This is a genomic window from Coprococcus sp. AF16-22 (genome assembly GCF_003461545.1).
Lineage (GTDB): Bacteria > Bacillota > Clostridia > Lachnospirales > Lachnospiraceae > Coprococcus > Coprococcus aceti.
In genome coordinates, this window is the sequence record NZ_QTXH01000010.1 from 76,792 (window position 1) to 102,045 (window position 25,254).

Annotated in this window: 27 protein-coding genes; 3 read left to right on the top strand and 24 right to left on the bottom strand. The window is 36.4% G+C overall.

All coding sequences use genetic code 11. The features are described 5' to 3' along the window. Positions 1-58: 58 nt before the first annotated feature. Positions 59-970, bottom strand: a complete 912-nt coding sequence (locus tag DWW60_RS10955; protein WP_117875378.1) for a restriction endonuclease — start codon at positions 968-970, stop codon at positions 59-61. 376 nt (positions 971-1,346) lie between these two features. Here DWW60_RS10955 and DWW60_RS10960 point away from each other — a divergent pair, with 376 nt between their 5' ends. Beyond that, positions 1,347-1,730, top strand: coding sequence for a hypothetical protein (locus DWW60_RS10960; protein WP_117875379.1), 384 nt, complete (start codon positions 1,347-1,349; stop codon positions 1,728-1,730). After that, on the top strand, positions 1,717-1,983 hold the full coding sequence (locus DWW60_RS10965) for a hypothetical protein (RefSeq protein WP_117875380.1): 267 nt from the start codon (positions 1,717-1,719) through the stop codon (positions 1,981-1,983). The genes DWW60_RS10960 and DWW60_RS10965 overlap by 14 nt, the downstream gene beginning before the upstream one ends. 137 nt (positions 1,984-2,120) lie before the next feature. On the opposite strand, the gene DWW60_RS10970 is transcribed toward DWW60_RS10965, so the two are convergent. The 23 genes from DWW60_RS10970 to DWW60_RS11075 all read right to left on the bottom strand — a co-directional run bounded on the left by DWW60_RS10970 (position 2,121) and on the right by DWW60_RS11075 (position 24,026). Continuing rightward, positions 2,121-4,139, bottom strand: coding sequence for a hypothetical protein (locus tag DWW60_RS10970; protein ID WP_117875381.1), 2,019 nt, complete (start codon positions 4,137-4,139; stop codon positions 2,121-2,123). Next, positions 4,126-4,614 (bottom strand): hypothetical protein, encoded by a 489-nt coding sequence (locus tag DWW60_RS10975; RefSeq protein ID WP_117875382.1) that lies wholly within the window; start codon positions 4,612-4,614, stop codon positions 4,126-4,128. The genes DWW60_RS10970 and DWW60_RS10975 overlap by 14 nt, the downstream gene beginning before the upstream one ends. A gap of 4 nt (positions 4,615-4,618) precedes the next feature. Further along, the gene (locus tag DWW60_RS10980; RefSeq protein WP_117875383.1) at positions 4,619-5,569 is read right to left on the bottom strand and encodes a hypothetical protein; all 951 of its coding nucleotides are present in this window, start codon (positions 5,567-5,569) and stop codon (positions 4,619-4,621) included. Further along, entirely contained in the window at positions 5,562-5,753 is a 192-nt protein-coding gene (locus DWW60_RS10985; protein WP_117875384.1) for a hypothetical protein, read from the bottom strand. The genes DWW60_RS10980 and DWW60_RS10985 overlap by 8 nt, the downstream gene beginning before the upstream one ends. A 66-nt stretch (positions 5,754-5,819) precedes the next feature. Next, a complete protein-coding gene (locus DWW60_RS13715; RefSeq protein WP_117875385.1) occupies positions 5,820-6,623 on the bottom strand; it encodes an HNH endonuclease in 804 nt (267 codons plus the stop codon). A gap of 8 nt (positions 6,624-6,631) precedes the next feature. Then, a complete protein-coding gene (locus DWW60_RS10995; RefSeq protein WP_117875386.1) occupies positions 6,632-7,006 on the bottom strand; it encodes a hypothetical protein in 375 nt (124 codons plus the stop codon). A gap of 12 nt (positions 7,007-7,018) precedes the next feature. Next, positions 7,019-8,233, bottom strand: a complete 1,215-nt coding sequence (locus DWW60_RS11000) for a restriction endonuclease (protein ID WP_117875387.1) — start codon at positions 8,231-8,233, stop codon at positions 7,019-7,021. After that, positions 8,226-10,748 carry a DNA cytosine methyltransferase gene (locus tag DWW60_RS11005; protein WP_117875388.1) on the bottom strand — a complete coding sequence of 841 codons (2,523 nt, stop codon included), beginning with the start codon at positions 10,746-10,748 and terminating at the stop codon, positions 8,226-8,228. Before DWW60_RS11005 ends, DWW60_RS11000 begins: the two co-directional genes overlap by 8 nt. Further along, positions 10,742-10,936 (bottom strand): helix-turn-helix domain-containing protein, encoded by a 195-nt coding sequence (locus tag DWW60_RS11010; RefSeq protein WP_082423605.1) that lies wholly within the window; start codon positions 10,934-10,936, stop codon positions 10,742-10,744. The genes DWW60_RS11005 and DWW60_RS11010 overlap by 7 nt, the downstream gene beginning before the upstream one ends. Positions 10,937-11,036: 100 nt before the next feature. Next, complete coding sequence (locus DWW60_RS11015; protein WP_243002954.1) at positions 11,037-12,497, bottom strand: septation ring formation regulator EzrA; 1,461 nt, start codon at positions 12,495-12,497, stop codon at positions 11,037-11,039. Positions 12,498-12,661: 164 nt separating this feature from the next. Further along, positions 12,662-12,778 carry a putative holin-like toxin gene (locus DWW60_RS14115; RefSeq protein ID WP_022085598.1) on the bottom strand — a complete coding sequence of 39 codons (117 nt, stop codon included), beginning with the start codon at positions 12,776-12,778 and terminating at the stop codon, positions 12,662-12,664. Positions 12,779-12,804: 26 nt separating this feature from the next. After that, positions 12,805-13,713, bottom strand: coding sequence for a sensor histidine kinase (locus tag DWW60_RS11020; RefSeq protein WP_117875389.1), 909 nt, complete (start codon positions 13,711-13,713; stop codon positions 12,805-12,807). Positions 13,714-13,716: 3 nt separating this feature from the next. Next, entirely contained in the window at positions 13,717-14,562 is an 846-nt protein-coding gene (locus DWW60_RS11025) for an ABC transporter permease (protein WP_117875390.1), read from the bottom strand. Next, a complete protein-coding gene (locus tag DWW60_RS11030; protein WP_117875391.1) occupies positions 14,555-15,508 on the bottom strand; it encodes an ABC transporter ATP-binding protein in 954 nt (317 codons plus the stop codon). The genes DWW60_RS11025 and DWW60_RS11030 overlap by 8 nt, the downstream gene beginning before the upstream one ends. A 51-nt stretch (positions 15,509-15,559) precedes the next feature. Continuing rightward, positions 15,560-16,243, bottom strand: a complete 684-nt coding sequence (locus tag DWW60_RS11035; RefSeq protein ID WP_172674890.1) for a response regulator transcription factor — start codon at positions 16,241-16,243, stop codon at positions 15,560-15,562. A 554-nt stretch (positions 16,244-16,797) separates the two neighbouring features. After that, positions 16,798-17,295, bottom strand: a complete 498-nt coding sequence (locus DWW60_RS11040; RefSeq protein WP_009247521.1) for a nucleotidyltransferase domain-containing protein — start codon at positions 17,293-17,295, stop codon at positions 16,798-16,800. Between the two features lie 84 nt (positions 17,296-17,379). After that, entirely contained in the window at positions 17,380-18,924 is a 1,545-nt protein-coding gene (locus DWW60_RS11045) for an ATP-binding cassette domain-containing protein (protein WP_009247522.1), read from the bottom strand. 453 nt (positions 18,925-19,377) lie between these two features. Then, positions 19,378-19,755: a TnpV protein gene (locus DWW60_RS11050; protein ID WP_009247523.1), complete on the bottom strand. Its 378-nt coding sequence runs from the start codon at positions 19,753-19,755 to the stop codon at positions 19,378-19,380. Positions 19,756-19,781: 26 nt separating this feature from the next. Further along, positions 19,782-20,921, bottom strand: a complete 1,140-nt coding sequence (locus DWW60_RS11055; protein ID WP_019190307.1) for a plasmid recombination protein — start codon at positions 20,919-20,921, stop codon at positions 19,782-19,784. 355 nt (positions 20,922-21,276) lie between these two features. Further along, positions 21,277-22,431 (bottom strand): AAA family ATPase, encoded by a 1,155-nt coding sequence (locus DWW60_RS11060; RefSeq protein WP_009247525.1) that lies wholly within the window; start codon positions 22,429-22,431, stop codon positions 21,277-21,279. Further along, entirely contained in the window at positions 22,421-22,756 is a 336-nt protein-coding gene (locus DWW60_RS11065; protein WP_009247526.1) for a plasmid mobilization protein, read from the bottom strand. The genes DWW60_RS11060 and DWW60_RS11065 overlap by 11 nt, the downstream gene beginning before the upstream one ends. Beyond that, positions 22,746-23,837 carry a site-specific integrase gene (locus DWW60_RS11070; RefSeq protein WP_009247527.1) on the bottom strand — a complete coding sequence of 364 codons (1,092 nt, stop codon included), beginning with the start codon at positions 23,835-23,837 and terminating at the stop codon, positions 22,746-22,748. Before DWW60_RS11070 ends, DWW60_RS11065 begins: the two co-directional genes overlap by 11 nt. Beyond that, positions 23,838-24,026 (bottom strand): transcriptional regulator, encoded by a 189-nt coding sequence (locus DWW60_RS11075; RefSeq protein WP_009247528.1) that lies wholly within the window; start codon positions 24,024-24,026, stop codon positions 23,838-23,840. It lies immediately after the preceding gene. A gap of 448 nt (positions 24,027-24,474) precedes the next feature. Here DWW60_RS11075 and DWW60_RS11080 point away from each other — a divergent pair, with 448 nt between their 5' ends. After that, positions 24,475-25,005, top strand: coding sequence for a helix-turn-helix domain-containing protein (locus DWW60_RS11080; RefSeq protein ID WP_009247529.1), 531 nt, complete (start codon positions 24,475-24,477; stop codon positions 25,003-25,005). Positions 25,006-25,254 lie beyond the last annotated feature (249 nt).

A 25,254-nucleotide genomic window follows, 5' to 3' on the forward strand; every position in this document is an offset into this window, starting at 1 on the left:
ACCGTCAATATCATTGCATCATACTTTCCCCTAATTATCTCTGTAAACCTAGCCAATCTTAATCATCATAAAAATCGTCCAACACATATGTTGTAACAGGCGTTATATATAATTCATACCGAATAATTAATTTGATCAGTTCATTACCATCAATTAGTGTAATCGGAGTACCCGCTCTGGCAGCCTCTCTAGCATTATTTGTAAAACGACTGTTTGTTATAAAAACTCCATAATCTGCCTGATACTTATTCATAGCACCCAGAAACTGATTTATATCCGGCTCACTAACTGGACTTGTATTAAATCTCTTGCACTGTATCACTACTCTTGTCGTTCTAAAATCGTCTTCATCTATATGATAGCCATATCCATCAATACCACCATCATTAGAAACCTGTACACCCTTATTTGTAAACTGCACTCCCATCCTCGTAAGTAAGGATCTTGATAGCTGTTCAAATTTTGCAGGCGACATATTTGCAATTGCGCTCTGTAATTTCACCCTAAAATCATCCAAAAACTCTTCTTTTTCAGATTCGTTCTCTTCATCTTCCACCATTGGCGTAGCTGTAACGTTTTTCTTATTCTTATTTTTTGCAGAATGCTCCTCCCAATACTTACGAGCCTTATCCCTAACCTCTGTTTTTACATCAAATTTAGACAAGTCTATACTTGAGCCTTCTGAGGTAAGTGTAATCTTGGGATTATACTTTTCATACGACAACACCCCTACATACCCGAGTTCTTTTATTGCGAAATTGAATTTGAAATCAAACTTTTTATATTGATTTCCAGTCTTGTTTGAAGTGTAGATCTTTTGTTCAAATTCAGCTATACGTTCATCCTTTTCACTAATTCTATCACGTATCTCTGATCGGTCTAACTGTCCACCAGCCTCCTGAAGCACCTCTATTATAGGCTTGATAAGCTGTGATATCTGCTCTTCAGAATTTAACGTATCAAAATACATAATTGGTTAATTCCTCTCTTTTTCCCAATAGTCGTTATTCTACTAGTCATCTAAGCACAAAAACCTAAAGAATACTATTATTTTACTGTATTCTCTAGGTTTTATATTTTACTCAAACTCTTCCCGGGTTTTTTATCGTCAACTCATAAATGCTGATATTTCCTGCATTTCAGGCATCTATATTTCGCTAAATATCGCTCATTTCGCATCGTTTTCAAAACTTTTAGTAGCAAATTAGTTGCAATTATTCCCTATTGTTTCTATGAAATCCATGGCAGATATAATCTACTTTTACTACTAAAAACGAATAATCAAATGTGGTTTGCGGGTGCTTAATCGTGCCTGCTGCCACACCCACTATGAAAGGAGCTTTTCCATGAGCAATCAACACAAACATCCAACTATAAGTTTTAGAATCAGCGAAGCTGAACGCAAGCAAACCGAAGCCCGCATCCTTGCCAGCGGCATGATGAAGAAAGATTATTTTGTCCGTTCCTGCATCTATAACCGCATCTGCGTTGTCGGCAAGAAAGAAACCATATATCCTCTTGTACAAACTATTAATGCACTATATCTGCAATTACTTGAATTGCAGAAAGCATTTACTGAATGCTGTGAACATCAAACTTTAAACAATCTTCCTACAAGCAATGAAATCAAGGAACTACAGACCTACTATAACAATATGCTTACAGCCATCATTGATCTGCTTGATGGTGCTAAGTATCTGTGGGAAGGAGAACACCATGAAACAAAATAACCTTTGTTACCTGTTTGGTATGTATGAACTTGATACAGATTCCGTTATTGTTAATGCCATCAATGATACATATACTGGCACATCTTTTACTATCAGTTGCAAAAAATGTAATTCAGCCGTCTTGCTCGATACCCCTGATGATATCGCATATCTATATCGGCTGGCACAGAAAAATCCTCTGATGTATGCTGAATTAGCTTGCAAACCTAATGGATTACAGGAATATGTGGATGCTATGAATGAATTTAATTAAGTCTGCAATAACATCACTATACCTTAAGCGGCTCTACGAGTTTTCTTTCAAGTTTTTCTCAGAAAAAATTGAAAGAAAACTCAAAACACTACTGTATCATTAATAAAATGCTTTTCTGTACTCATAAACTCGTAGATTTATACAAAAGCTTTATTGCCAATATGAATATACTTATAATCGTTATCATCCATATTTTCAATAGCATTTTTTATTTCCTCTGTATTCACAGTTATTCCTATAATTATTTGACACGTTCCTTGCAAAGAGACAATTTTTTCAAAAAAAGCTTTTGCATCATCTGCACCAATACTATGTTGAGTTGGTTCATCAAAAATTACTACTCCAGGATGATTTCCGTTATATTGTTTTGAGGTCTGTAACAAGGCTAATGTGTATGACCATATTGCACGAATATTATCACTCGCCGAAGAATCAAATTTCATATCAAATTTGTCAATTACAGGCATATAGTTATCCTTTGATATTTCTATCCCACCAATATTAGATGTACTAGTATATTTAAAGCTTCTTAAATTTGATATAAAATAATTCTTAAAACATTTCAATTTTTTCTCATCGTCTTCTGAAAATCCCAACTTAGGAAGTTCTGCTTTTTCCTTTAGTAGTTCTTTCCAATTTTCACTAAGTTCTATAAATTTCTTTACTATGTCATCAATTGCATTTTTGAATTCATTTAATTCTGATATATGATGTTCTATTGCCATTCTTTTGTATATAATCGTCTCTGATAAATCATCATCTATGGAGTATAAATCCCGTCGAATCGATTTTGCCAATCTATATAATGTTCCGATTTTCTCACGCACATCTTTTAAGGTTGTATCTAACTCTACGTTTCTGTTTCTATGATATTCTAAAGCAAATTCAAGCATTTCTTTTTGAGCATTCAAGTGCTTAATTGTCTGTTCAATCGTCATCATATTAGTTTGATGATGAATTGGCAAAAGAGAATCCTGTATCTTTTGATTACACGTTGGACAAATTCCCTCAAAAGACAGACATTGCAAATTACTGCCTAGGTCTTTCAATCTTTGTGCATCCTTATTATTAGTAATATCCTGTCTAATAATGTTAAGATTCTGATTTAGCTCAAAAATTTTTCTTTTTTCTACTCTAATATTTTCTTGTAATTCTAATTCTTTGTATTGATATTCTGACAAATCCGATTCAACTTCTTCTAATTCTTGCTGTAAATCATCATAATTATCAATAATTTTAGGTTTAATTGTTTTTAAAGAATCATGCTCTGCTTGTAACTCTTTAATCCATTCATCTATACTAATATGCTCCCCTACACTTCGTACAATATGTATATTACTAATAAATTCCTCCGATAATATTTCAGGGGACAAAGGAATATTTTTAACTACACACTGATTTCTGTTCTGCAAAGACATCATTTCACCATAAAGATTTTTCCATTGCTCTTTCTGATATCGTTCTTTGTTTATAAGTGCACTTCTTTTCCTCTCATTTTCAAATGTGCTTAATCCTAATACAAATTCGGTAACTCTTTTTTTAGCATCTTTTATTGATAAATAAGGCATTCCTGAATATATTCCAGACCAACCATTCTTTTGTTCAATAAACATTGAAGAAAACACCAACTGAAGATATAATTTTCTATCAACTCCATCAGTTGACGGAACAAGCGGTAATTCTATATTTAGAAATTTTTCTAAAAAATAATGAAATCCTTTTATATTATTTGCCGCATTGGGCATATGCACATAAAATTCATCTAAATTAGTGTCTGCATTAAATATATCTGCTAGTTTTGACATATATACCGTTACCAATTTGGCATCTCTTGTCTCACTTTTCGCTGAACGAAAAATAGTAACTTCTTCATATCCATTCGAAATTTCCAAATAGACACCTGATTCCAATACAGGCCACCTATTATCATCATCTTCAATTATAGTTTTATATGCCGATGTCAGTACTTTTTCGTTAACCCCTCCTATTATCTCCTCAAATCCAAGTGCATAATATATTGCTATAAGTACAGAACTTTTTCCTCTTGTATTATTATCACTTGCAATAAAATTCAAACCATCATTAAAAGTTTCGTCAAATAGATATTCTTTGTTGGCAGCCTGAATGCTAATTTTTAATCTGTTAATTTTCAGCATTTTGGTATCTCCACCTTTCTGAAAGTTCTTCAATTCGTTCCTCTGTTAAACCTAGAGATATCTCGCTTAATATCTCCTTTTCTGACCTAAATATTGTTTCATCATCAGAAATAGCTTTTGCTAATTTTTTCCCCTTTTCAGTAAGTTTATATGTTCCATTTCCTTGTTGAACCATCATTTCATCTGCAAGTGCAAATTCTAATGCTCGATTTAACGCCGGATCAAACCTTATTATAATATTATATTGTAAATGGGAATTCAAAAAGATCATTAACTTCTTTCTAAATCTATTATCTGATAAAGCTGATCCAATTATATGCATCTTAATTAATGAACACCCTCTACGTCCACAACAAGAATAAATCATTAAACAAATAATTGATATTTTATAGCTAATTCTATAATTATATGGAATTGCATCAGGTTTTGCATCAAATATAATACCTTTCTTTGCCAATTCTTGTGTCTTTTTCATTTTTTCACCTACTCTTAAATTGCATTGAACAATCTGCTAACCAACTACTTATCATATCATCCTTTAATTCAGCAACAGAACTTCTTGTGATATATGGCAGTTCTTTTTCTAATACTCTTTGAAAATCATCTAATATCTCAATAAATAATTTTTGATTTATCGAGCTGTCTGTATTAGTTTTAGTTTTAATTGATACTTGTCTTTTATATGAATCCTCTAAACTGATTATCTGTTCATATGTATCAACTTGTTCTGTTCTTAACTTTTCCATCAATTCGATTCCAATAACATATGATTCCATATACGTATTAACCATATCAATATAATCTTCGTCATCATCATTGATTCCATTCATAACTGCCTTGATTTTTCGTTTTACATTATTCACCTTTTCGTTATCACACTTTGACCAATCTACTTTTTTATTGCGCAAAACAGTAAAATCAAGCTTATACCCTAAATCATTTCTGATAATTCTAGATATTTCCAATTTAAAATCTTCCGCAGTTTTTATTGTAATAGTAAAGTCTTCCGCGATATATGAACATTGCTCTAGATTTTTTTCTCGATAAGCCATAACCTCTTTTCTCTTTTTTTCTGCATGTTCTAATATTCTTCTATCCTTATTCTGTGGAATAACAAAATGCCATTGATTTATATTGTTAATTCCCAATCCTTTCAATACTTTTTCATAATCTTTGCTGATAAATTTTGCGATATCTGTAGTCATTTTTTTCCGCATATGTTCATATAATTCATCATCAGTGTATTCCTTTTCTGGACAATAGCATTGATATACAATACCATTCTTTGTAAATCCTTCAATTCCACCATCACCTTTATATTGAGCAGGAATCTCTTGATATCCCATTTCTTGATATCTCATTCTATAACAAGAATTACATAATTCTTCCCACTTTTCACCTGATAAGTATTGTTTTATAAATTCAAGCATTGTATTCCTCCAACCATGCGATTGAAACAGCTTCTTCTTTTTTTTCTGTTAATGCACATTCATCTACTATGATAATAACACCTGTATGTATTACCTTAATTTTATATTTTCTAAACAACGGATAATTTTTTATTATTTCTACTTGCATATTATTCCAATATTTTAATTCATATATATTTGACATAATATCATCCTATTTTCACTCGATATCAAGCATGAATATCATTTGTATTATGCAGTTATAAATCATTTACTCATTATCTTCCACAATCCTTCTAAGTTCTTCAACTGATACCATATAACTTCTAAATCTATGTAACATCCTATGGCAATTTGAACATACACATATTAAATCTGTTGCAGGATTTACAACAACCTCTTCATTCAAATCGGAAAGCGGTTTAATATGATGTACTTCTATATACCCCTTACCTAATTTTCCATATTTCTTTTCGAAATCAAAACCACATATCATACACTTTGTTCCATGTATACGGATTGCTTCCTCTCGATTTTGAGCACTTCGTTCATACTTTGTTGTGTAGTAAGCAGTCTTCTTTCCCTCTGTGTGTGGCTGTAATTCCTCCTGTTTCGATTCTTCCGTCAAATTAATATCATACGCAGATATATTTCTCACTCTCTTAACAACTTCACAATTCCAATGATATCCTCGATAAAAATCATTTTCATATCCTTTTGGCACTGTTTCCAAAACTTTTTCAAGAGACTCTTTGTATAACCATTTAGTAAAATCACTTCCTGTGGGATCGACTTCCTTGATGAAATAATGATTTTCTTTTAGATTCCTTACATATTTTGTTTCGCTAATTCTTCCATCTAAACTTGTCTCAAATGCTTTCATTAAGGGTTCTGGTAAAGAACTAATATCCACATTTCTTAATAATAATCTCCCTTGTGGTGCCCATGCTCCAGATTTATCATTACTTTCCGTATAAACCCTTATATACTCTTCATCTTTTGCCAGAAATCCTAGTACTTCATAATACTCTCTCTCATCAGCAAATTTTAAAACATTACCCCAATCTAATTTCATAAACGTACCTATCCTCTGATTCCTAATTCTTTTGCAATTCTCTTTACCTGCAATATGAAACTATCTCTTTTTCGTTCGTCTGTCATTTCTTTTGTTGTAGTAACCGACCATCTATAAATCTGTTCTATACTGCCATATCCCCTTTTAAATAACCTAGCATATTTCACACAATTTTCTTTTGTAGGTGCGTCAGACAAAATAATTTTCAGTTCTTCATCTGTCCATTTACTACCTTTATTGGAAGTATCACGCTTTTCTTCATTATCCTTTTCATAATCCACTAATAAATTATGCACAAGTATCATTTTATCGTCATATGACATTCCATCCACAACATTATTCAATGTCTCAAACAATGTTTTCTTAAATTCTTTTCGTTTCATTTCGTATCCTCACTAATAATATTTTTCAATCTTATTTAGCAATCCGTCAAAATCCATCTCCTGCACTTCAAAGAATTCATCTGTTTCTAAGCCTGTATTCAATACATTTTGATACAGATAAAAATCGTATATTACAGGTTCATTCTTATGCCCAATTAAATTGTCTCTTATTGAACCAGTCTTTGCAATTAAACATAAATATTGGTATGCCCGATCAATATACTGAGTATTATTATTCGGATGCGCATAAGTAAAATGTTGCGTAGGAGTTAATGCAATCAGATTTTCTAAATAATCTGCAATCTGTGGATATTCATTGGCAGGAAAAATATGATGCATCTGAGTTGCCGGATCATCTATGTGTCGCTCATCATACACTTCCGTTTTACTATTACGATATACATCATTAAATCTACGAAGATTTCTCTTGGCTCTGTTTATACGATATGTGGTCATATAGTCTTCATCTGATTTTGGCAATGTAACTTCATAATCTACTCTAGTCATATCTTTAGGCTTCTCCGATAATATATCCCGCCAATTTCTCTGGTTATACATAATTTTATCTTGAGTAATAATATCTTTTGAAATATGACCTCTTTCAGTTCCACACTTTTTGTATTTACATGCTAAGGGATTTAACACTTTTGTAAAAATACGCCCACATTCCGTTGCACCATTAATAGGTGTATTTTGTATAGTAAACGATGTATATGAATCTTTTAATTCTTTAAAACTATTCTTATCTTGTAAACGAAAAAAATACTCAAACATTCTATAAATTCCACTATCTCTGAGCACTTTTTCAATATAAAGGCAAAGAAAATCATAGCAGTTTCGTTCTCTAAAGCTTATATATTCTAATAAGTCCTGATTGACTATAGAATAAACATACCCATGTCCACTTTTCTCTCCATGAATTATTCCAGCAGCATCTAATAATTTTATCGGCTGACCAAAATACTTATCATATTCATTGGATGCCTTTTCTGTTGGATTTGGCTTGCTAAATATCTGTTGTACATTATCTACTGTATAATCATTGTACCAAATATCATTTACAGTAAAGCTTTTTCTGTTTCTACCACTTGTATATTCAACAATACAGTCTGATACCAGACACACAACGTCCATTGTGCATTTTTGATCTATCCAACGACCATTATGTGTCTTTCTAATATCATAATCATGTTCATCTAAAAACTCTTGTATAGTTGCATTATCCATTACAGCACTCCTTTAGTACACCATAGAAAAAAACACTTGTCGCATCTACATTTAAAGAACGTGTCTGGTAATTTCTCGCTATTTGATAAAATTTTCTATATTCATCAGACGAAAAATATTCCATCTGTTTCTCTGTTAAATGAATATCCTCTTTTGGAATTAACACAGCTACAGAACCATTTACAACAACATTCTTTGTATTACGCATTACTCTTGGTTTATATGTCATATTGGGTGTTAAATATACATTTTGATTACCAACATACTTATAAGCACTCAAAGACTCCACTGTTTCCTTTTTAATATAAGAATCATATCCTGGTATATCAACTATTTCTTTTCCATCATCACTTATATTTCTTGACTTAATAACTCTTAGGCAATCAGCTTTTTTCTCCTGTGTTGTATTAGAATTTGTTATTTGACGATCTCTAAACACAGTAAACTTATCAAATTCAAGCCTTTGAGAGATATTATCAAAGAATTTATCTCTATAAATAATCCAATACGGATATTTCATATCTGTAATATATTTTTGTTTTTGTATTACAGACTGCTTCAATGTCAATGATTCTACTTTGGTTTCATTTGGTATTCCAACAGTATCAATAAACATACATATTGTCTCAACCAATACCCCTTTAAACCCATTTTCTCCGTAATCCTGAATACAATCTATCTTCTTATGTGAAAGAATTTCCCTTGTATCACTAAATTCTGGTGTGTTTAAAATCGCCTTTGGCATTATCATCGATACATAATCGGAAATAGCTAATGCTTTCTCTAAGAAAAACTCAAATGTATTGGTTGTATTCTTATTTATATTATTCTCCAAATACTTTTTTGCATCCTTTGCTTTCAGTTTTGAAAATGGTGGATTTCCTACAACCAAATCATATCTCTTCTTGAAATCGTACAATAATGTATCTGTGTTAATATAATTTATATTTACATTAGATGGCATCTTTTTCTTCTGCAACAATAACTGAAGAATCTGTAAATTCTTTTTATCAATATCAGCCACATCAATATTAACTCTTTTTACATTCTCATATTTTTTAAATAGAAATGGCAAAAAATTTCCCACTCCAACAGATGGTTCCAGTATGTTAATTTCCTCCTTTTCAAATTCAGGAAGTTGCTTATATATTTCATTCACTATGAACTTATTTGTGTAATATGCAGCATTGTTCTCCCTTTTAGAATTTGTCAATTCAGCTATTCTAGCCAAAGAGGCACTTCCTAAATTAAGCGGATTGTTTACAATAAAATCAATTAAATTATCAGGACTATCCAACTGGTAATCTTCAATTGTTTTGTTAATCATAGAGTTATCAAAATGCTCCTGCTCCATAAAACTTCTGATATTACATGCAATTTGGAAAAAGATTTCTGTAGGTACAGCCTCTCCTATGCTTTGTCTTATCTTTATCTCCTCTTTTTTTAAAAGAGTTCTTTTATTCTTTTCTGGTAAAGCATTCAATTCCTCTAAAGTCTTATCAATCCACTTAAATTCCGGTGGAATTGTCATAATTTTCATAAGTTCACGAATTGAAAATACTCTGTCTTCTTCTGGATGTACAGTATTTTGACTTGCCAATTGGTCATTTCTTGTATGAATACAAGGTGCAACCTTATCCCAATATTGACGAGTATATTTATCTCCATTTTTTTGTTTATTAGGTACTACTACCCCGTCAACAATCTTATGTGGACGTTTCAATTCATCTTCATTATCAAATGCACTTTGTCCTTGCTTCAAATCATGAATCCAACAATGCATTTCTTCTGGATATGTTCTAAATGAGTGATAAAAATCTGTTGGGCAAATTTCACCCCACTCCAATTTAGGCATATCACCTATTACATCTCTAAGAGTTCTCTCTTCTACATATGTTGGATACAACTCAATAGGTGCAACATATTCTGCCATATCCTTACTTACACCGATAACAACAGTTCGCGTTCTTGATGAATTTGAACCATAGTTTTTAAAATTAAGAATTCTACTGACAATAATATATTTATCACTCAATTCCTCATAAATCACATCACCTATCGCTTTAACTGTTCCATCAGGCGCTGTACAACCTGTTTTCATAAATGCAGCTACATTTTCAAAGATAAAAAATCTAGGCGCAATTTTCTGTATTAAATGTACTGACTCAACAACCAAGCTATTACGAACTATTTCATTTTCTGCTTTTTTATGATTTGCAACAGACATTCCCTGACAAGGGGGTGTTGCAATTAAAACATCCACCCTGTCATTTCCAAGCTCTTTCCACCTGTCTATTTCTTTAAATATTTTGTTTTTTGTCTCATCTGTAGTTATATCATCGCAAATATATCCTGATTCAAATCTACACTTATTATTATATTTTTGAACGTTTAATCTTCTTTCTATCAGCTCATTCGTAGCTATACACTCAAATCCAGCTTTTTTAAATCCAAAACACCCAACTCCAGCACAACTAAAAAGACTTATATATGTTAATGTTTTATCCTTTAGCATACCAATACACCTCGTTTACTATGATTGTTTTTTCTTGCATCCTCAGGCTTTTCTGCATCACATGGTATAAGCCATGTTTTTCCCTTTTTCACAACGCCATCTATTCGACCTTGCTCGCATAAAATTGCTATCCGTCTCGAGGTAATTCCCCATTTTTTTGACATTTCTATGGTAGTTAAATAGTTCATTGTATTCCTCCAATCATACATCCTATTATATTCACTTATCTGAATAATTACAAGTTCTTTTTACCAAACATCTGTTCTTTTTATATCTTCTATATGGAAATCATCTGCCTTTTAATACCCTGTTCTTTTCTATAGGTTCTTCTCTATGCTTATCAGCATTTCTAATAACACTCTCATCATAAACCCTCTGAAACTCCTCATAAAGTTCATCTCCATCCAACTTTATCTCCAGCCTTTTCATTACATCCGAAAACAGTCTTATGCTTCCACTCACATCAGCAATATCAAATCCGAATATATCAGCCTTAACAGAAACTCCGACATTCTCATAACCACCAAGCTCTGATATTCTCCTGACAATCCAGTCAGCTTTGTCCACAGGTTCAGTTTCTCTAATTTCCACATATTCACCTTTATCTGTTACGTCAGTAATATCTTCATCCATTCTTGCCATATTTACATCAGACACATTACGAATATCTAGCATTACAGACGTATCATTCTGATTATTGTTAGGATTCATTACCTCAACATTTGTATACGGCTCAACAACCGCTTCTGTTGTTATCTCATCCAGCATATCCTCTTCCATCCCCGGTATCTCAACATCCCTGTCAGCAACAATCTCCTCCTTCCCCGACACCGCATAATAAACTGTATACAAATCTTCTTTTATAATGTCATCAGCAAGCTGTATCTGCCTCTTAATTTTCCTTTTCTCCTGCTTCAGTTCGTCCAGTTCTTCCTGCACTTCCAAATGCCACATCTGATATTCCCTATATTTTGCTTCTGTCTTAATCTTCCGCTTCCGGCTAGAGCTTTCTCTATATATCTCCTTCTGTCTGTCCTCAATCTGCTGAATCTTTTCTTCCTGCTGACTTATGAAATCCACAAGCGCCACAACACTTTTGATGTCATTATTTACAAGCAACAGATATTCGTCCTGCAACCGATGAAACCTCTTCAAATCCTCTGTATACTTTGCTCCACCGACTACAAAGCGCTTCTGCTCTACAATCCTTAACCGATACAGCTTTGCATAAAACTTCTTCTGGAATGGTGACAGCTTCGCCCTGTGCAATCCTCTGATATCCGACGAATAAAAGTAAGGCTTTGCCATCCAGGGCATATCCACATGATGCCTTAACGTCTCCTCTGAAAACATTTCGTCCAGCTTTGCCAGTTTATGATAATACCGAAATCCTGGTGCCTGCACCTCCATCCATGCGTCTTTCTTAAATACATATCCAAGTCTTTTCATCAGATATTTAAAATGCTCCACATTCCCGGCTGCATATGCACACATCTTGGCATCACGAAGAATTATTTCTTTCATTGACATTTCCTGTTCCCACTTGTCCCTGTTGATATTCTTTGGAGTCTTGCTGTACTCTGCCGGCATTATGGAAAGTCCAAGTTCATCACAATATTTATTTGTGATAGGCTGGAGATGATTCTTCCAGTTGCTTTTCGGTGAATTGTATTTCTTGCCGGTTGTCATGCTGACACTGTTCCAGATATGCATGATGAGAAGGACGTTTTTGACGTCTGCTCTTGACATGCCCGAAATCATGTCGTATATATATAGCAAAAGCTGGAAGCTCCAATTTAGCGCTTCCAGCTCAATCATTGTCATAGAAGATTATTATTTACAGACTTTTCTTCATAGTCTCGAATGTCCTTAAGGACACCGCCTATCCTGTGGATCAGACAGGATAGGCATTTTTATTTTCGCTTGTTTCTCTTATCGAGAAAGGCAAGCAACGCTACAATCAAGCTACCAAAGGACATCAACAATGCTAATATCCCAATGAAAATCGAAATGATCTCATAAGCCGTCATCGGCGCCACCTCTACGTCGCAAAATACTATTTAGCATCGGTTACAATCGGAAAGTTCATTTCAACAATAAACTCTTTTTTTTCTATTTTTGCTTCAATCTCTCCATCCATCCGACTAACCAACTCCTTTGCAATAGATAGTCCCAATCCAGTAGATGTTTTACTTCTGGCAACATCTGCTTTATAAAATCGCTCAAATACCTGATCTATATTAATCTGTTCTGGATGTGTAACCTGATTGCTGATTCTAAGCACCGCCTGATTTTGATCACGTTCCAACACAATGCTAATCTTCTTTTCTCCATGATCCAGCCCATTTTTTATCACATTCTGGATAACACGGCGGAGTCCCTGCCTGTTTCCATGTATATACAACTGTTCTTCCGTAATCTGAATATCCGGCTGAATTTCCATTCTTACCCATTCATCATAGTATGAAAAAACTGTTTCTTTCAAAATCCGGTTCATACAGCACAATGTCAATTCCAAACTGTAAGATTCGTTTTTTAACTTTGTAAACATAAAAAGTTCTTCCAACATTTCATTCAGACTATGAATTCTTTCGTGGATAATGCTTAAATAACGTTTCTGATCCTCCATATTTTCACATTCTTCCATTAGCTGGAAATATCCGTCCAAAGATGTCAGTGGTGTGCGGATATCATGAGAAAGATTTGTATAAGTGTCCGCAATCAGAGCTTCTTTCTCCTGATAATGCTGTTTCTCTTTTCTTCGCAGTTCCAGAAGCTCATTCAACTTGTCAGAAAGCTTTCCTATTCCACCCACATCAAATTCATGGTTAATCAACATGTTACTGTCATGTTTCATCATAAACGCCAATTGGCGGCAGATGTCTTTCACCTGCCGCTGGTATTTCCACATAATAATAAATTGTAAGATAATAATTCCTGCTAATATCCCAATTACGATATACATCCGTTAAATATCCCTCTTTTGAAAAACAACGCTGCTTACTGATATCATCATAACGATGAACACTATTGCCACACCAAATGCCGCCAAACACTCATTTCCACTCGGATTCATAGGAAGCAGTGATAATTTTCCTGTTATCGTATACTTATAAATCTGAAAATTCTGAATTCCTATTTTTTGAATAGCACTATTAATCACCCCATACACAATGGTCATTACATTCATGCTAAGACAGACAGCAATGACCATGCTGATTACATTATTTTTCAAAATAATTGCAATCGCCATACAAATCAGCACAAGTGCATAATGAAGAGCCAGTTCAGTCACAAAATAAGATAAAATTGCCTTTGTATTTCCCCATTCCAATTCCCCGAAAACAATACCATTCGCCGCTGCCTGAAATAAGAATGCCCCGGTCATTGTCAGTACCGTAAAGACAGCCAAAGCAATTGCCCTGGAAAAAATCAGAGTTCCTCTATTTCTAACCTGACCTCCTATATTCTTAATATATCCGCTACTGATATCCGCTGTTGAAAACAGAACAGTAAAAATCACCAAAAGCAGTGCATACAATTTTCCTTGGGAATTGGCAAAAAAGATATCATATACCGTCACCTTTTCTCCCGGCTCCGTAGGCAGCGTTACCATCATTCCCACATTAATATTATCCACAGTAGGTTCAGTAACCTGCTCCTGTTTCATGGCATCCTTTTCAGTCAAAAGCTCATAATCCGTCTTGCATAAAGATGTTGTAATCAATAATATTGCTGCCAGTACGATCCATATTACATACATACTTTTGGTTTTAAGCATCCGGTATAAATCCATTTTTATTATATTAAGCATGATCCACACCTCCCGTCAGATTCAGAAAATAAGTTTCCAGTTCTTCACTGGTTATGGAAATCCCTTTTACCGGAATTCCTGACTTTGCAAGTTCCATATTCAACGCTGCACTTTCATTCAATCGTTCAAAAATATGAATATGCTCTTTATCTGTTACCTGATAGTTGGTAAATCCCATAGAATCCAGCACCGGAATCGCCTGTTTCGGATGATCCAATGTCAACTCTATCCGTTCACTGCATCTTCTTATTAATTCTTCTCTTGTAATTTCCTGTAATAAACTTCCATTATGAATAATTCCATAATCAGTAGCAATCTTCGATAATTCCTCAAGAATATGACTGGAAATGCATATTGTCATATTCTTCTCTTTCTGAAGTCTCTGAATCGTATCCCGGATCTCTGCAATACCCTGTGGATCCAATCCATTGATTGGCTCATCAAGAACTAATAAATCTGGTTCTCCAACCAAAGCAAGACCAATTCCCAAACGCTGTTTCATTCCAAGTGAAAAATGTTTTGTTTTTTTCTTTCCCACATCCTCCAGACCGATAATTCTCAATATTTCTTCAATATAACTTTTTTTCTTTATTCCAAACAGCTTGCATTTGATATTCAGATTTTCATATGCAGTCATATTTCCATAAAGTCCCGGTGCCTCAATCAGACATCCTATCCGTGATCGAACTTTTTGCAAATCCTTTCCCTTGTATCCGAACATCTCGATTTCTCCGCAAGTTGGCTTGGAAAGTCCACTGATCATCTTCAGACAAGTTGTCTTCCCAGCTCCATTCCGACCGATAAAACCATAAATAGCACCTTTTTTAATATGCATATTGACACTGTCCACAGCTTTATGGTGTCCATATTGCTTAGTCAAATTTCTTGTTTCCAATAACATTTCGCTCAAGTTTTTCATCTCCTTTTTCTTATCTGCATTTATCATAAAGGAATAATCCTAATCAAACGCAAATAAATAGTAAAAAAAGAGTAAAGATTATAGATGAAGACGATAACCGATTCCCCAGACTGTTTCAATATATTCCTCAGATGTAACTGTTTTTATCTTTTTACGAATATTGCTTATATGTACATCCAGAGTTTTTGTTTCACCCATATATGGTTCGTCCCACGCATATTCAAAAATGTCCTCTTTACTGAAAACCTGCTTCGGATTTCTGAGCAGTAATTCTAAAATCGCAAACTCCTGTCTTGTTATCTTAGGAAGTATTTTTCCACCAATGCTGACCTGAAAAGTAGCTTTGTTCAATACCATCTCTCTGAACGAAAGGTTAGATTCTTTTATTTCCTTTTCTTCTGTATGACGAAGCTGTACCTGAATTCTTGCCAGTACCTCTCTGATTTCAAAAGGTTTCGTTATATAATCATCTGCCCCACTAGTTAAAACCTTTACCTTTTCATCCAAGCTATCTTTCGCAGTCAAAACAATAACCGGAAGATTTCCCTTTTTCCGTATTTCCTCCAGAACTGCTTCTCCTGTAATTCCCGGCAACATCAAATCCAGCAACACCAGTGCATAGCTATGCTCCTGCATATTCAAAAGCAGCTTTGCCTCAGTTCCGGAAAACGCCTGCTCACAGGAATAGCCTGCTTTGGACAATGCTTCCTGAAGCAGATTATTGATATTTGTATCATCTTCTACAATCAGTATTTTCTGCATGATAGTTCTCTCCTCTATTTTACACTGTGAAAACATTATTTTCTTGCATTATACGCTTTTCCCTTTTTTCCCGCAATTACTCCCCACAGATTCCCGGAATTCTCCAGTACATAACATACTTTTTGTTCCAGCTGAACTTATAATTTTCAGTATTCCTGTACTTCCAAGATGCATATATCACTTTTTCCTTACCATTATGTCTTTATTTCTCCATCAGTGCTTTCGCACCCCTTATCCCGCCCACAAATAGAGCCAAACTAGAGCCATTTGATAAAACAAATGCCGGAAGCCCGCATAAATACAGGCTTTCGGCATTCTAATCCGTTATTCAAACTCTACAAAGACTAACGCTTTTTGTTTAGGAATTATTCTCTGTAATGTTTCTCGTTCTTTTGATTATTTGATATATCCATATTATCCTGCCTATACGAGCTAATGTTATCATTTTGTTATCGGCATTGATAACACCTACTCGATAACTGTGGATAATAACTATATGTAGCATGTCAAATTATAAGCTATTTTGCTTAGAGATTCAACACAAAACTGAAATTTTACTTTTCCTTATATTCATCTGGTATTGCTATTTGAAATGTTTCACACAACAGCATCACATCATGCACATCATTTTTATCGTGTTCATATCCCAAATGAAGCATTACCTGACTCAATGGTTCAATACAAGAAACAGTTATATCTCCAACTTTTCCAATACCGGAAAAAGTTTTTGATGGAAATATATCTCCCTCATAAACAATTCCGTCATCTGTAAATTCAAAACAATGTAAATCAATGATTCTTTGTTTATCATCTTTCCAGACAGTATGACCATCCGTTGTATAATCAGTATTTACTTCCTCAAATCCATGCTGCTTAATCACATAAATATAATCATGATAATGTTTCAGTTCAACAAACAAATCAATATCATTGTGTATTCTTGATTCTCTTTTAAGAAGTGCATCAACACCCCATCCGCCATCTAAATATACTTTAATTTCGTTTTGCAAAGCATATTTTATAATTTCACATGCATCTTCTGTACGTACCATAATCTATCCTCCAAATTCAAATCTTTGTATGCTTTCCAACTCACTAAAAGCCTGAAATTTGTCAGTCTTTCATCCTTTTTGTTATCAATCACCAATTAGCTGTAATCCATTAGGATTTAGCTGATATATTTTATCGCACACCTCTTCAATATACTTTCTATCGTGAGAAATGCTAATGACAGCCCCCGGAAATTCTCGGAGCATTTTTCTTATTACCGGACCGGACAATGGTGAAAAATTTCTTGTCGGTTCATCCAGAATAAGAACATTTGCACCACTTAAGCTCATCCTCAAGAGAAGCACTTTCGCCTTTTGTCCGCCTGATAACTCCCGAATCGGATGCTCCATTTCATCTGGTGTGTATTTAAGTGAACCAAGGTATGTTCTAATTCTTGTACGCTCTTCTTTATCTCCTGTTTTATCAAGGTAATCAACCGGTGTAACATCCAAATCCAGCAGGTCTTCATAAGTTTGAGGCATATATTCTGCTTTAATGTCATTCCGATTTAGGAGTTCTTCCGCTATCTTTTTTAGAAGAGTCGTTTTTCCTGCCCCGTTGGCTCCTATCATACAGATTTTTTCTGAACCTTTTATTTTTAAATGAATTCCTTCTGCTAAAATTCTTTTGCCATCCGGAGTCACAAGCTTTGAAAGTTCATATTCTATGACCGTTTTTCCTGCGGGAATGTGTGAGTTTTCATCCCCTAATTTGACAAAGATTGCTTCTTCCTGTTCCGGCATCTGAGTCATATTTTCATCTTCTTTTTCAAATCTTCGTTCCATTGCCTTAACCGTATGCATTTTGTCCTTTAAGTTTTTGGCAACAGACGGTGCTTGTCTGGTACAACTTCTTAATGCACCTTGTACACTCTGCATAACTCTTTGATATTTTTCATCGCGAATCTTTTTCTCCCTACGGTCACTCAGTGCCCGCTGTTTTTGGATTTCAAATTTATGAAGCCGTTCTTCCACATAGCGTCTATAGGGAAGCTTTGCCACGGTATATCTCGCCTTTGTTTTTCGTATAATCTGCTCGATATGTATCACCATGTTGGCAGTACGCTCTATCAGCGTTTCATCGTGTGAAATAAAAAGCACAATGTGCTTCCAGTCATTTATGATTTTTTCCAGTAATGTAAGCGTCGCAATGTCGATGTCATTGGAAGGTTCGTCCAACAACAGCACAGAAACATCGCGAATGAAAAGCCTCATAAGTTGTGTCTTGACTTTTTCGCCTCCTGAAAGACTACCCATTGTCTGGTTACTGTAGAAAAAATCATTTTTCATTCCAAATTTTCCCGCAATAACAGACAATTCTTTAGGCGTTTTCTCCCAGAATATTTCCTCTTCAGAAAAATATTCGTATATTGTTTTTTCCTTATCTTCATCGAGCATCTCCTGCGGAAGATAACCAAGACGTTCGTGTCCCATTATCCTTTCCCCATCTGCTTCTATATAGTTTTCTACAAGCGACGGATTGTATATCCACTTCATTAATGTCGATTTCCCATTTCCCTCTTCTCCAATAATAACTGCCTTATCTCCATCATTTAGCACAAGGTTGAAATCATTAAGAATTATTCTCAGGTCTTTTTTATGTGTTAAATTTAATTTTTTTATCTGCAACATTAAAGTTTCTCCTTTTCGAAGTCTGAGCCAATTATTATTTTGAACACACAAAAACGAGTCTTTTTTGCATACGCAAAAATAGACTCGCTAAATAGCCCCTTATTTCTTTTCCAAAAGGAAAACAAAGGAAATGCCTCTTGCGATAATCCAACTTAAGCGTACACAAAACAAACCTATTCTCTACAGGCTCAATAACTATATGTGTCTTACTTAAATCAAATTATCTATTAATCATTTCCTCACCTTACACAAAATGTGCCTTTCTTTCTTCTAATGGCAATACTATCATACTGTATTTTTTGTGTCAATACATTTCACCTTATGGAAGTGCAAATTAAAATTTTCACTTCCTAATTATACATCCAACCATTACGAAATTCAATCTTTCACAACCTCTTTACAACCACAACCACAGCACTCCAGCAAACGCAGGAGCACCATACCGTAAAACGCTTATGTGTAAATCAACTCCGTTCCTACAACTTCCCTCACACAAGCCTGAATATTATTCATTCTTCCAATCCATTCGTAGGGATTATCTTTCTTTAATTGTTCCGTCACATCTTGTCTGTCGGCATATTCCTTTACCAGTCGAAGAAACATATCCTCTGCTTGCTTATCGACTTCTGCAAGATAACTATGCAGCTTTCCGCTTGTCAGCAGGTTCATATATAACACTTTATAGTGTTCCTTTAAATGCCTTGCATGTCGTTTCCCCCATAAACCAATCGGCTCTATTTCTTCTTCGGCTGGTACTGTGATGTTCGGCAATAAATAATCACCCACCTGTCTATAAGTTCCGCCCATTTCTTCAAAAATTGTCTTTGTCATTTTCCTTTTCCTCCTGTGATTTTTGTCTATCGTGATCGTGTATTATCACGCTTGCGACCTTTAACTGTTCTTGCCTGCTCCAACAAATCATCTATCTGTTTGCGACCAAAAACCTTACGGAGCAGGCTGTAATCTTTATTTTCTGCTTTTAGGATTTTGTTTTCTTCGGTCAATCTTTCATTGACTTTCTCCAAACGCTGATTGGTGCGGTATAACTGTGCATTCGCTGTATTCAGCCTATGATAGTTGTCCCACCCCTCAAAGCAGCGGGCAAGCACCGTTTTGACAAGTTGCTTCAATTTCCTTACAACCGGCTCTGCCATTTTGGTTTTATATGCCTTTGCAGTCATAAATTTCTCTGGTTCTGGCAACTGATATTTCGGTGCAGTATCAAGCTCTATTTCAAGATTTGACAGCTCGTCTTTTGCCTTATCATAGTTCAATACTCGTTCCGACAACACATCAAATTCAATCTGTTTCTGCTCGATTTTCGCACCTAATGCCGCCACTTCTTTTTCTCTTTCCTGCTTTTTATAATCCAAAACAGAAAGATGTTTTTCGTGTGTGCCTAAATGTTCCCACTCAATCCCATAACGTTCCATCACCGCCGCAAGCTGTTCTTTTTCGGACTGTATCCATTGCGACCACTCCGTATCGCCACGACTGCCGCCCTTAAAACCTTGCGTTGCAAGAGCCTGCTTTAGTGACACTCTTGTATCAAGTCCACGCTTGCTGCCTGTGGTAAAAGGTACAAAATCTATGTGCAGATGTGGTGTAGCTTCATCCATATGCAGATGAGCCGAGAACACCCGAAGCTGTGGATTTCGCTCCTGAAAACCCTGATAGTATTCATCTAAAATCTGCTTTGCCAGTTCTCCGTTTTCCGTATCGGCGTTCATATTTCCCTTACCGCCCACCTGTAAAATGATTTCGTGGAACGGTTTTTCCTGCTTGGAACTTCGGATTTTTTCATAATAATCTTTTATCTTTCGGTCTGACCTTATCTGCTTGGCATTGTATCTTTCCAATGCTTCATCAAACAATTCGTGATAAACTGTCTTTATATTTTCATTGCAGTAGTCGATATTGAGATGAGTACGAGTTCCGTCTACATTTTCTGCTCGGAACTTTCGGCTATTGTGATTGACCGAGCCTTTACCGACCATTGCACTTATCGTTCTCTGCATTTTTTCATCTCCCATCTGTAAATTTCAACATTCTCAGGTTTTGTTACTTTTGTCAAAAGTAACGCAAAAGCACTTTTGACGGGTACACCCATCAAAAATGCGACCTGTAAACAGGTTTTGCGTTCTCCGAAGGCTCTCCGAGGGGTGAGCGTGTGCCGGTGGCACACACGCCTGCGAACCGACCGAGCCAGCAGGCGAGACCAAAGAGCCGCCTTTGAAAAGGCACTCTCTGCACACTCCCCTAAACTTTATCCGGTGTCAAAGTGTGACGATGGTGACAATGTTTTTCACAGCGTGCTGCTCTCAAAAACATTGACACCTTTGACACCGTTTGTCACGCCGTCTGCTCGGTTTCTTTCCAAAGTGAAACCTTTCTTCCGTCGTGTGTGCGGCTGTTCTGATAACGGATACCGTAATCACGAAACAGCCTGCTTGCGTTGATACTGAGCCTTAAAGAAAGTACATTCGGCTTTATATCCACCGCAAGCCTTTCGCAAAGTTCCGAAGCAGTTCCTTCCCATCTGTCACTTTCCGAAAAGAGCGTATCCGCTATCTTCTCAAGCAGAGGTTCGGGCGGTTCTTTCCACATCTCCGTTTCCGATTTTGCAAAGTTCCACACCAATCGCTCGCTGTCCCTTACAAGATGGATTTTCATATCCTGCTGGTCTCTGCCAGCAACATCAAGTGTGGCATTGTTGGAAGTACGCTTGTCCTTACTGAGAACAAATGCACCGTCTGCCGCACCCATCAGACCATTCGTGCCTGAAATCATATCGAATATATCTTCCGATTTTTGTTTGCGTGTATGATGAACAATAAGCATTGAAACCTTGTAACTGTCTGCCAACGCTTTCAGCCTTGCCACAACATCATAATCACTTGCGTAGCTGTAATCTGCTCCGCCTGCTTCACGCACACGCTTTAAGGTGTCTATGATAATCAAGCCTGTGTCTGGGTGTTCCCTCATAAACCCTCTTATCTGTTCTTCCAGTCCGCCATTGACCGTTTTACATTCCGTTGCGAAATACAGATTGCCTGTCTCCTTTGCACCGAACATCTGAAACAATCGCTTCTGCAAACGTGGGTAATCATCTTCAAGGGCAAAATAAAGCACCGTTGCCTTACGCACCTTATACTCCCAAAGCGGTGTGCCTGTGCTGATATGATAGGCAAGCTGTGCCATCATAAAGCTCTTTCCCACTTTCGGGGAACCTACGAAAAGGTAAGTTCCCCTTTGGAGCAGACCGTCGATAAGTGGTGTCTGAACCTCAAACACCGTATCATACAGCGTTGTCATTGATACTGTTTTCAGATAGGAAGGGTCTAACTGTCTGAGTATTTCCCTTTGCATTTCTTCAAAAGATTGCTCGTACCCCTTGAAATCCGTATCCTGATTGACTATACTATTGTCAGTACATTTGGAAAGTGACTGTTCCGCATCTGTTGCCGCAGATACATTTGGAATAGTCATTTCTTTTTTATTCTCCATTCGCATCCTCTCCTTTCAAACCGCCGAGAATAATGGAAATCAGTTCTATTACACTCAGCAGTTCATCATCCACACCTTTTCCTGCTTCAATCCTTTTCAGTTCCGCAAGGACTGTGGCAAATTCCGTTTTCAACGCCTTATACACTCTCGGATTGCCCTGTACCACCACATCCTGATTTAAGCAACGGCGGTAACAATACTCCTGTTTTGGCAATCCTGATAGAGCTACAGCTCTGTTAATGAGTTCGTTTTCTTCGGGCGATACTCGAAACCCTACTGTGATATTCCTCCAACGATTTTTGTTATCTCTGTTCTTAGCTGACATTTTCAAAATCTCCTTTCCCTAAATCATCTAATTTTTCTGCCATCTCAATCTGCTTTGACGGAAAGAGGTGTGCGTACTGATAAGTAATATCAATACTTTCGTGACCAACTCGGTCAGCAATCGCCACCGCAGAAAAGCCCATATCAATCAAGAGTGAAATGTGGCTGTGACGGAGATCGTGAATGCGGATACGCTTCACGCCTGCCGCCTTTGCCCCTCTGTCCATCTCGTGATGAAGATAGCTTTTCGTCACCGTAAAGATACGGTCTTTCTTCTTCAATCCGTAAAGCATACCGAGATATTCTTTCATTTCCTCACACAGAAACTTCGGCATTTTAATCGTGCGGTTGCTCTTTTTCGTTTTCGGAGAAGTAATCACATCCTGCCCTTTCAAACGCTGATAGGATTTATTGATTGTGACTGTTTCCTTATCAAAGTTGAAATCTGCCGGAGTCAAAGCTAACAGCTCGCCCTCTCGGATACCGCACCAGTAAAGCATTTCAAACGCATAAAAGGAAACAGGCTTGTCCATCATCTCAAAAGAGAATTTCTTGTATTCTTCCTTTGTCCAGAACAGCATTTCCTTGTGTTCCTCACGTCCCATATTTCCCACCTTTGCCGCAGGATTGGAACGCAGTTCATAGTAGCGGACAGCGTGATTGAAAATGGCGGACAACTGATTGTGCAGCGTTTTCAGATACGTCTGTGAATAAGGCTTTTTCTTCTCATCACGATAGGCAAGCATTTCATTCTGCCAAGTAATAATCTCCTTTGTGGAAATCTCGCTGATTTTCAGTTTCCCGAAATACGGAAGTATCTTTGTGCGTATGATATGCTCTTTGGTAAGCCACGTGTTTTCCTTCAAACGGTTCTTCACATCATTGATATAAAGCTCCGTAAAGGCTTCAAAACTCATATCAAGGTCTGAAGAAGTCTGCAATTTGAACATTCTTTCCCATTCCTGTGCTTCTCGTTTGGTAGCAAAGCCACGCTTGCATTTCTGCTTGCGTTCCCCTTTCCAGTTCACATACCTTGCCATCACATACCAAGTACCGTTATCTTCATTCTTAAATACCGGCATTTACATTTCCCCCTTTCCTGCTCCGTAGAGCCTTTCGTAAAAATACTGGCGATTTACACGCCCTGCAATCGTAATAAAGCCCTTTGCTTTCAATTCCTCATTTAATTGTCTGATGAGTTTATATGCATAAGGTTTTGATACGTTTAGTTCCTGAGCCACATCTTCGGCTCGGATAAATCTGTTTTCCATATCCTTTTTCTTCCTTTCTTAAAATAATTTTTTGCTTGCCGCTTTCTCCGTGTTAAAGTTCCAACAGGCACTCCTGCTTGTCGGCAGGCGCTGTGCTGTCCCAATGCACCGCAGTACATCAGGCGCTCGCTCGTATAGGGGTTCCCGAAAAGTCGGAGACTTTTGGGGAAGAGGAGGAGCAGTGCAGCGAATGAGCTTTTGTGCTTGCACACAAGCGAACGATACGGAACTTGCTCCGACGAGGTCTTGGCGGTTTGGCTTTTCGGACGGTCATTCAGTTGTCGCATTAAGCATATTTGTTTAATTCGTAATTTATTTTACTAAACATATTTGCTATTGTCAAGTGGTTGCAAAGAAAATATTAAACATTTTTGTTTCGGTTTTTCTTGACTTCCACTAAACATTTCTGCTATACTTATTTCACTAAATATAAAAGGAGCGTATCATTATGGCTATCAGCGAAAGAATACATTTTTTCAGACTAATGCGTGGTATGACACAAAAGTATCTCGGTACAGCAATCGGTTTTCCAGAAAAGAGTGCTGATGTGCGTTTGGCACAGTACGAAACTGGTACACGCAAACCGAAAGCAGACCTTACAAATGCATTGGCACAGGTGCTTGATGTTTCTCCACAGGCTCTTGATGTTCCTGACATAGACAGCTATATCGGTCTTATGCACACTCTGTTTACCCTTGAAGATATTTACGGTCTTACTGTCAGTGAAGCAGACGGAGAGGTATGCTTAAAGGTCAACAAGGACAAAGGCAGAGAAGCATATGAACTCCTCAAAATGCTGTATGCTTGGAAAGAACAGGCAGACAAGCTATCTTCCGAAGAAATCAACAGAGAAGAATACGATAACTGGCGTTACCATTATCCAGAGTTCGACACCACACAGCGTTGGGCAAAAGTTCCATCACAGGAATTAAGTGACGCTCTCGTGGAAGCATTCAAAGACCACTTGAAAGATAAATAAGCACCTACAGGACCTGCCACTGGCAGCTCCCTACAGATGCTTTGGCAACGACAAAAAAGCCCTTAACTATGGTTATTAACCACAGCTAAGGGCTTAGTTTATAATATGGAATTTGTTCAGAGCCAAGCTCCGAACTTTAGTCTGCAAGCCACCTGTTAATTGTTCCGTTACCCATAAACCACTGGATAACAAGAATAATGGCACTTGCTATAAAGTGTACCCTTTGTCAAGGACACTATGACTTTTCCT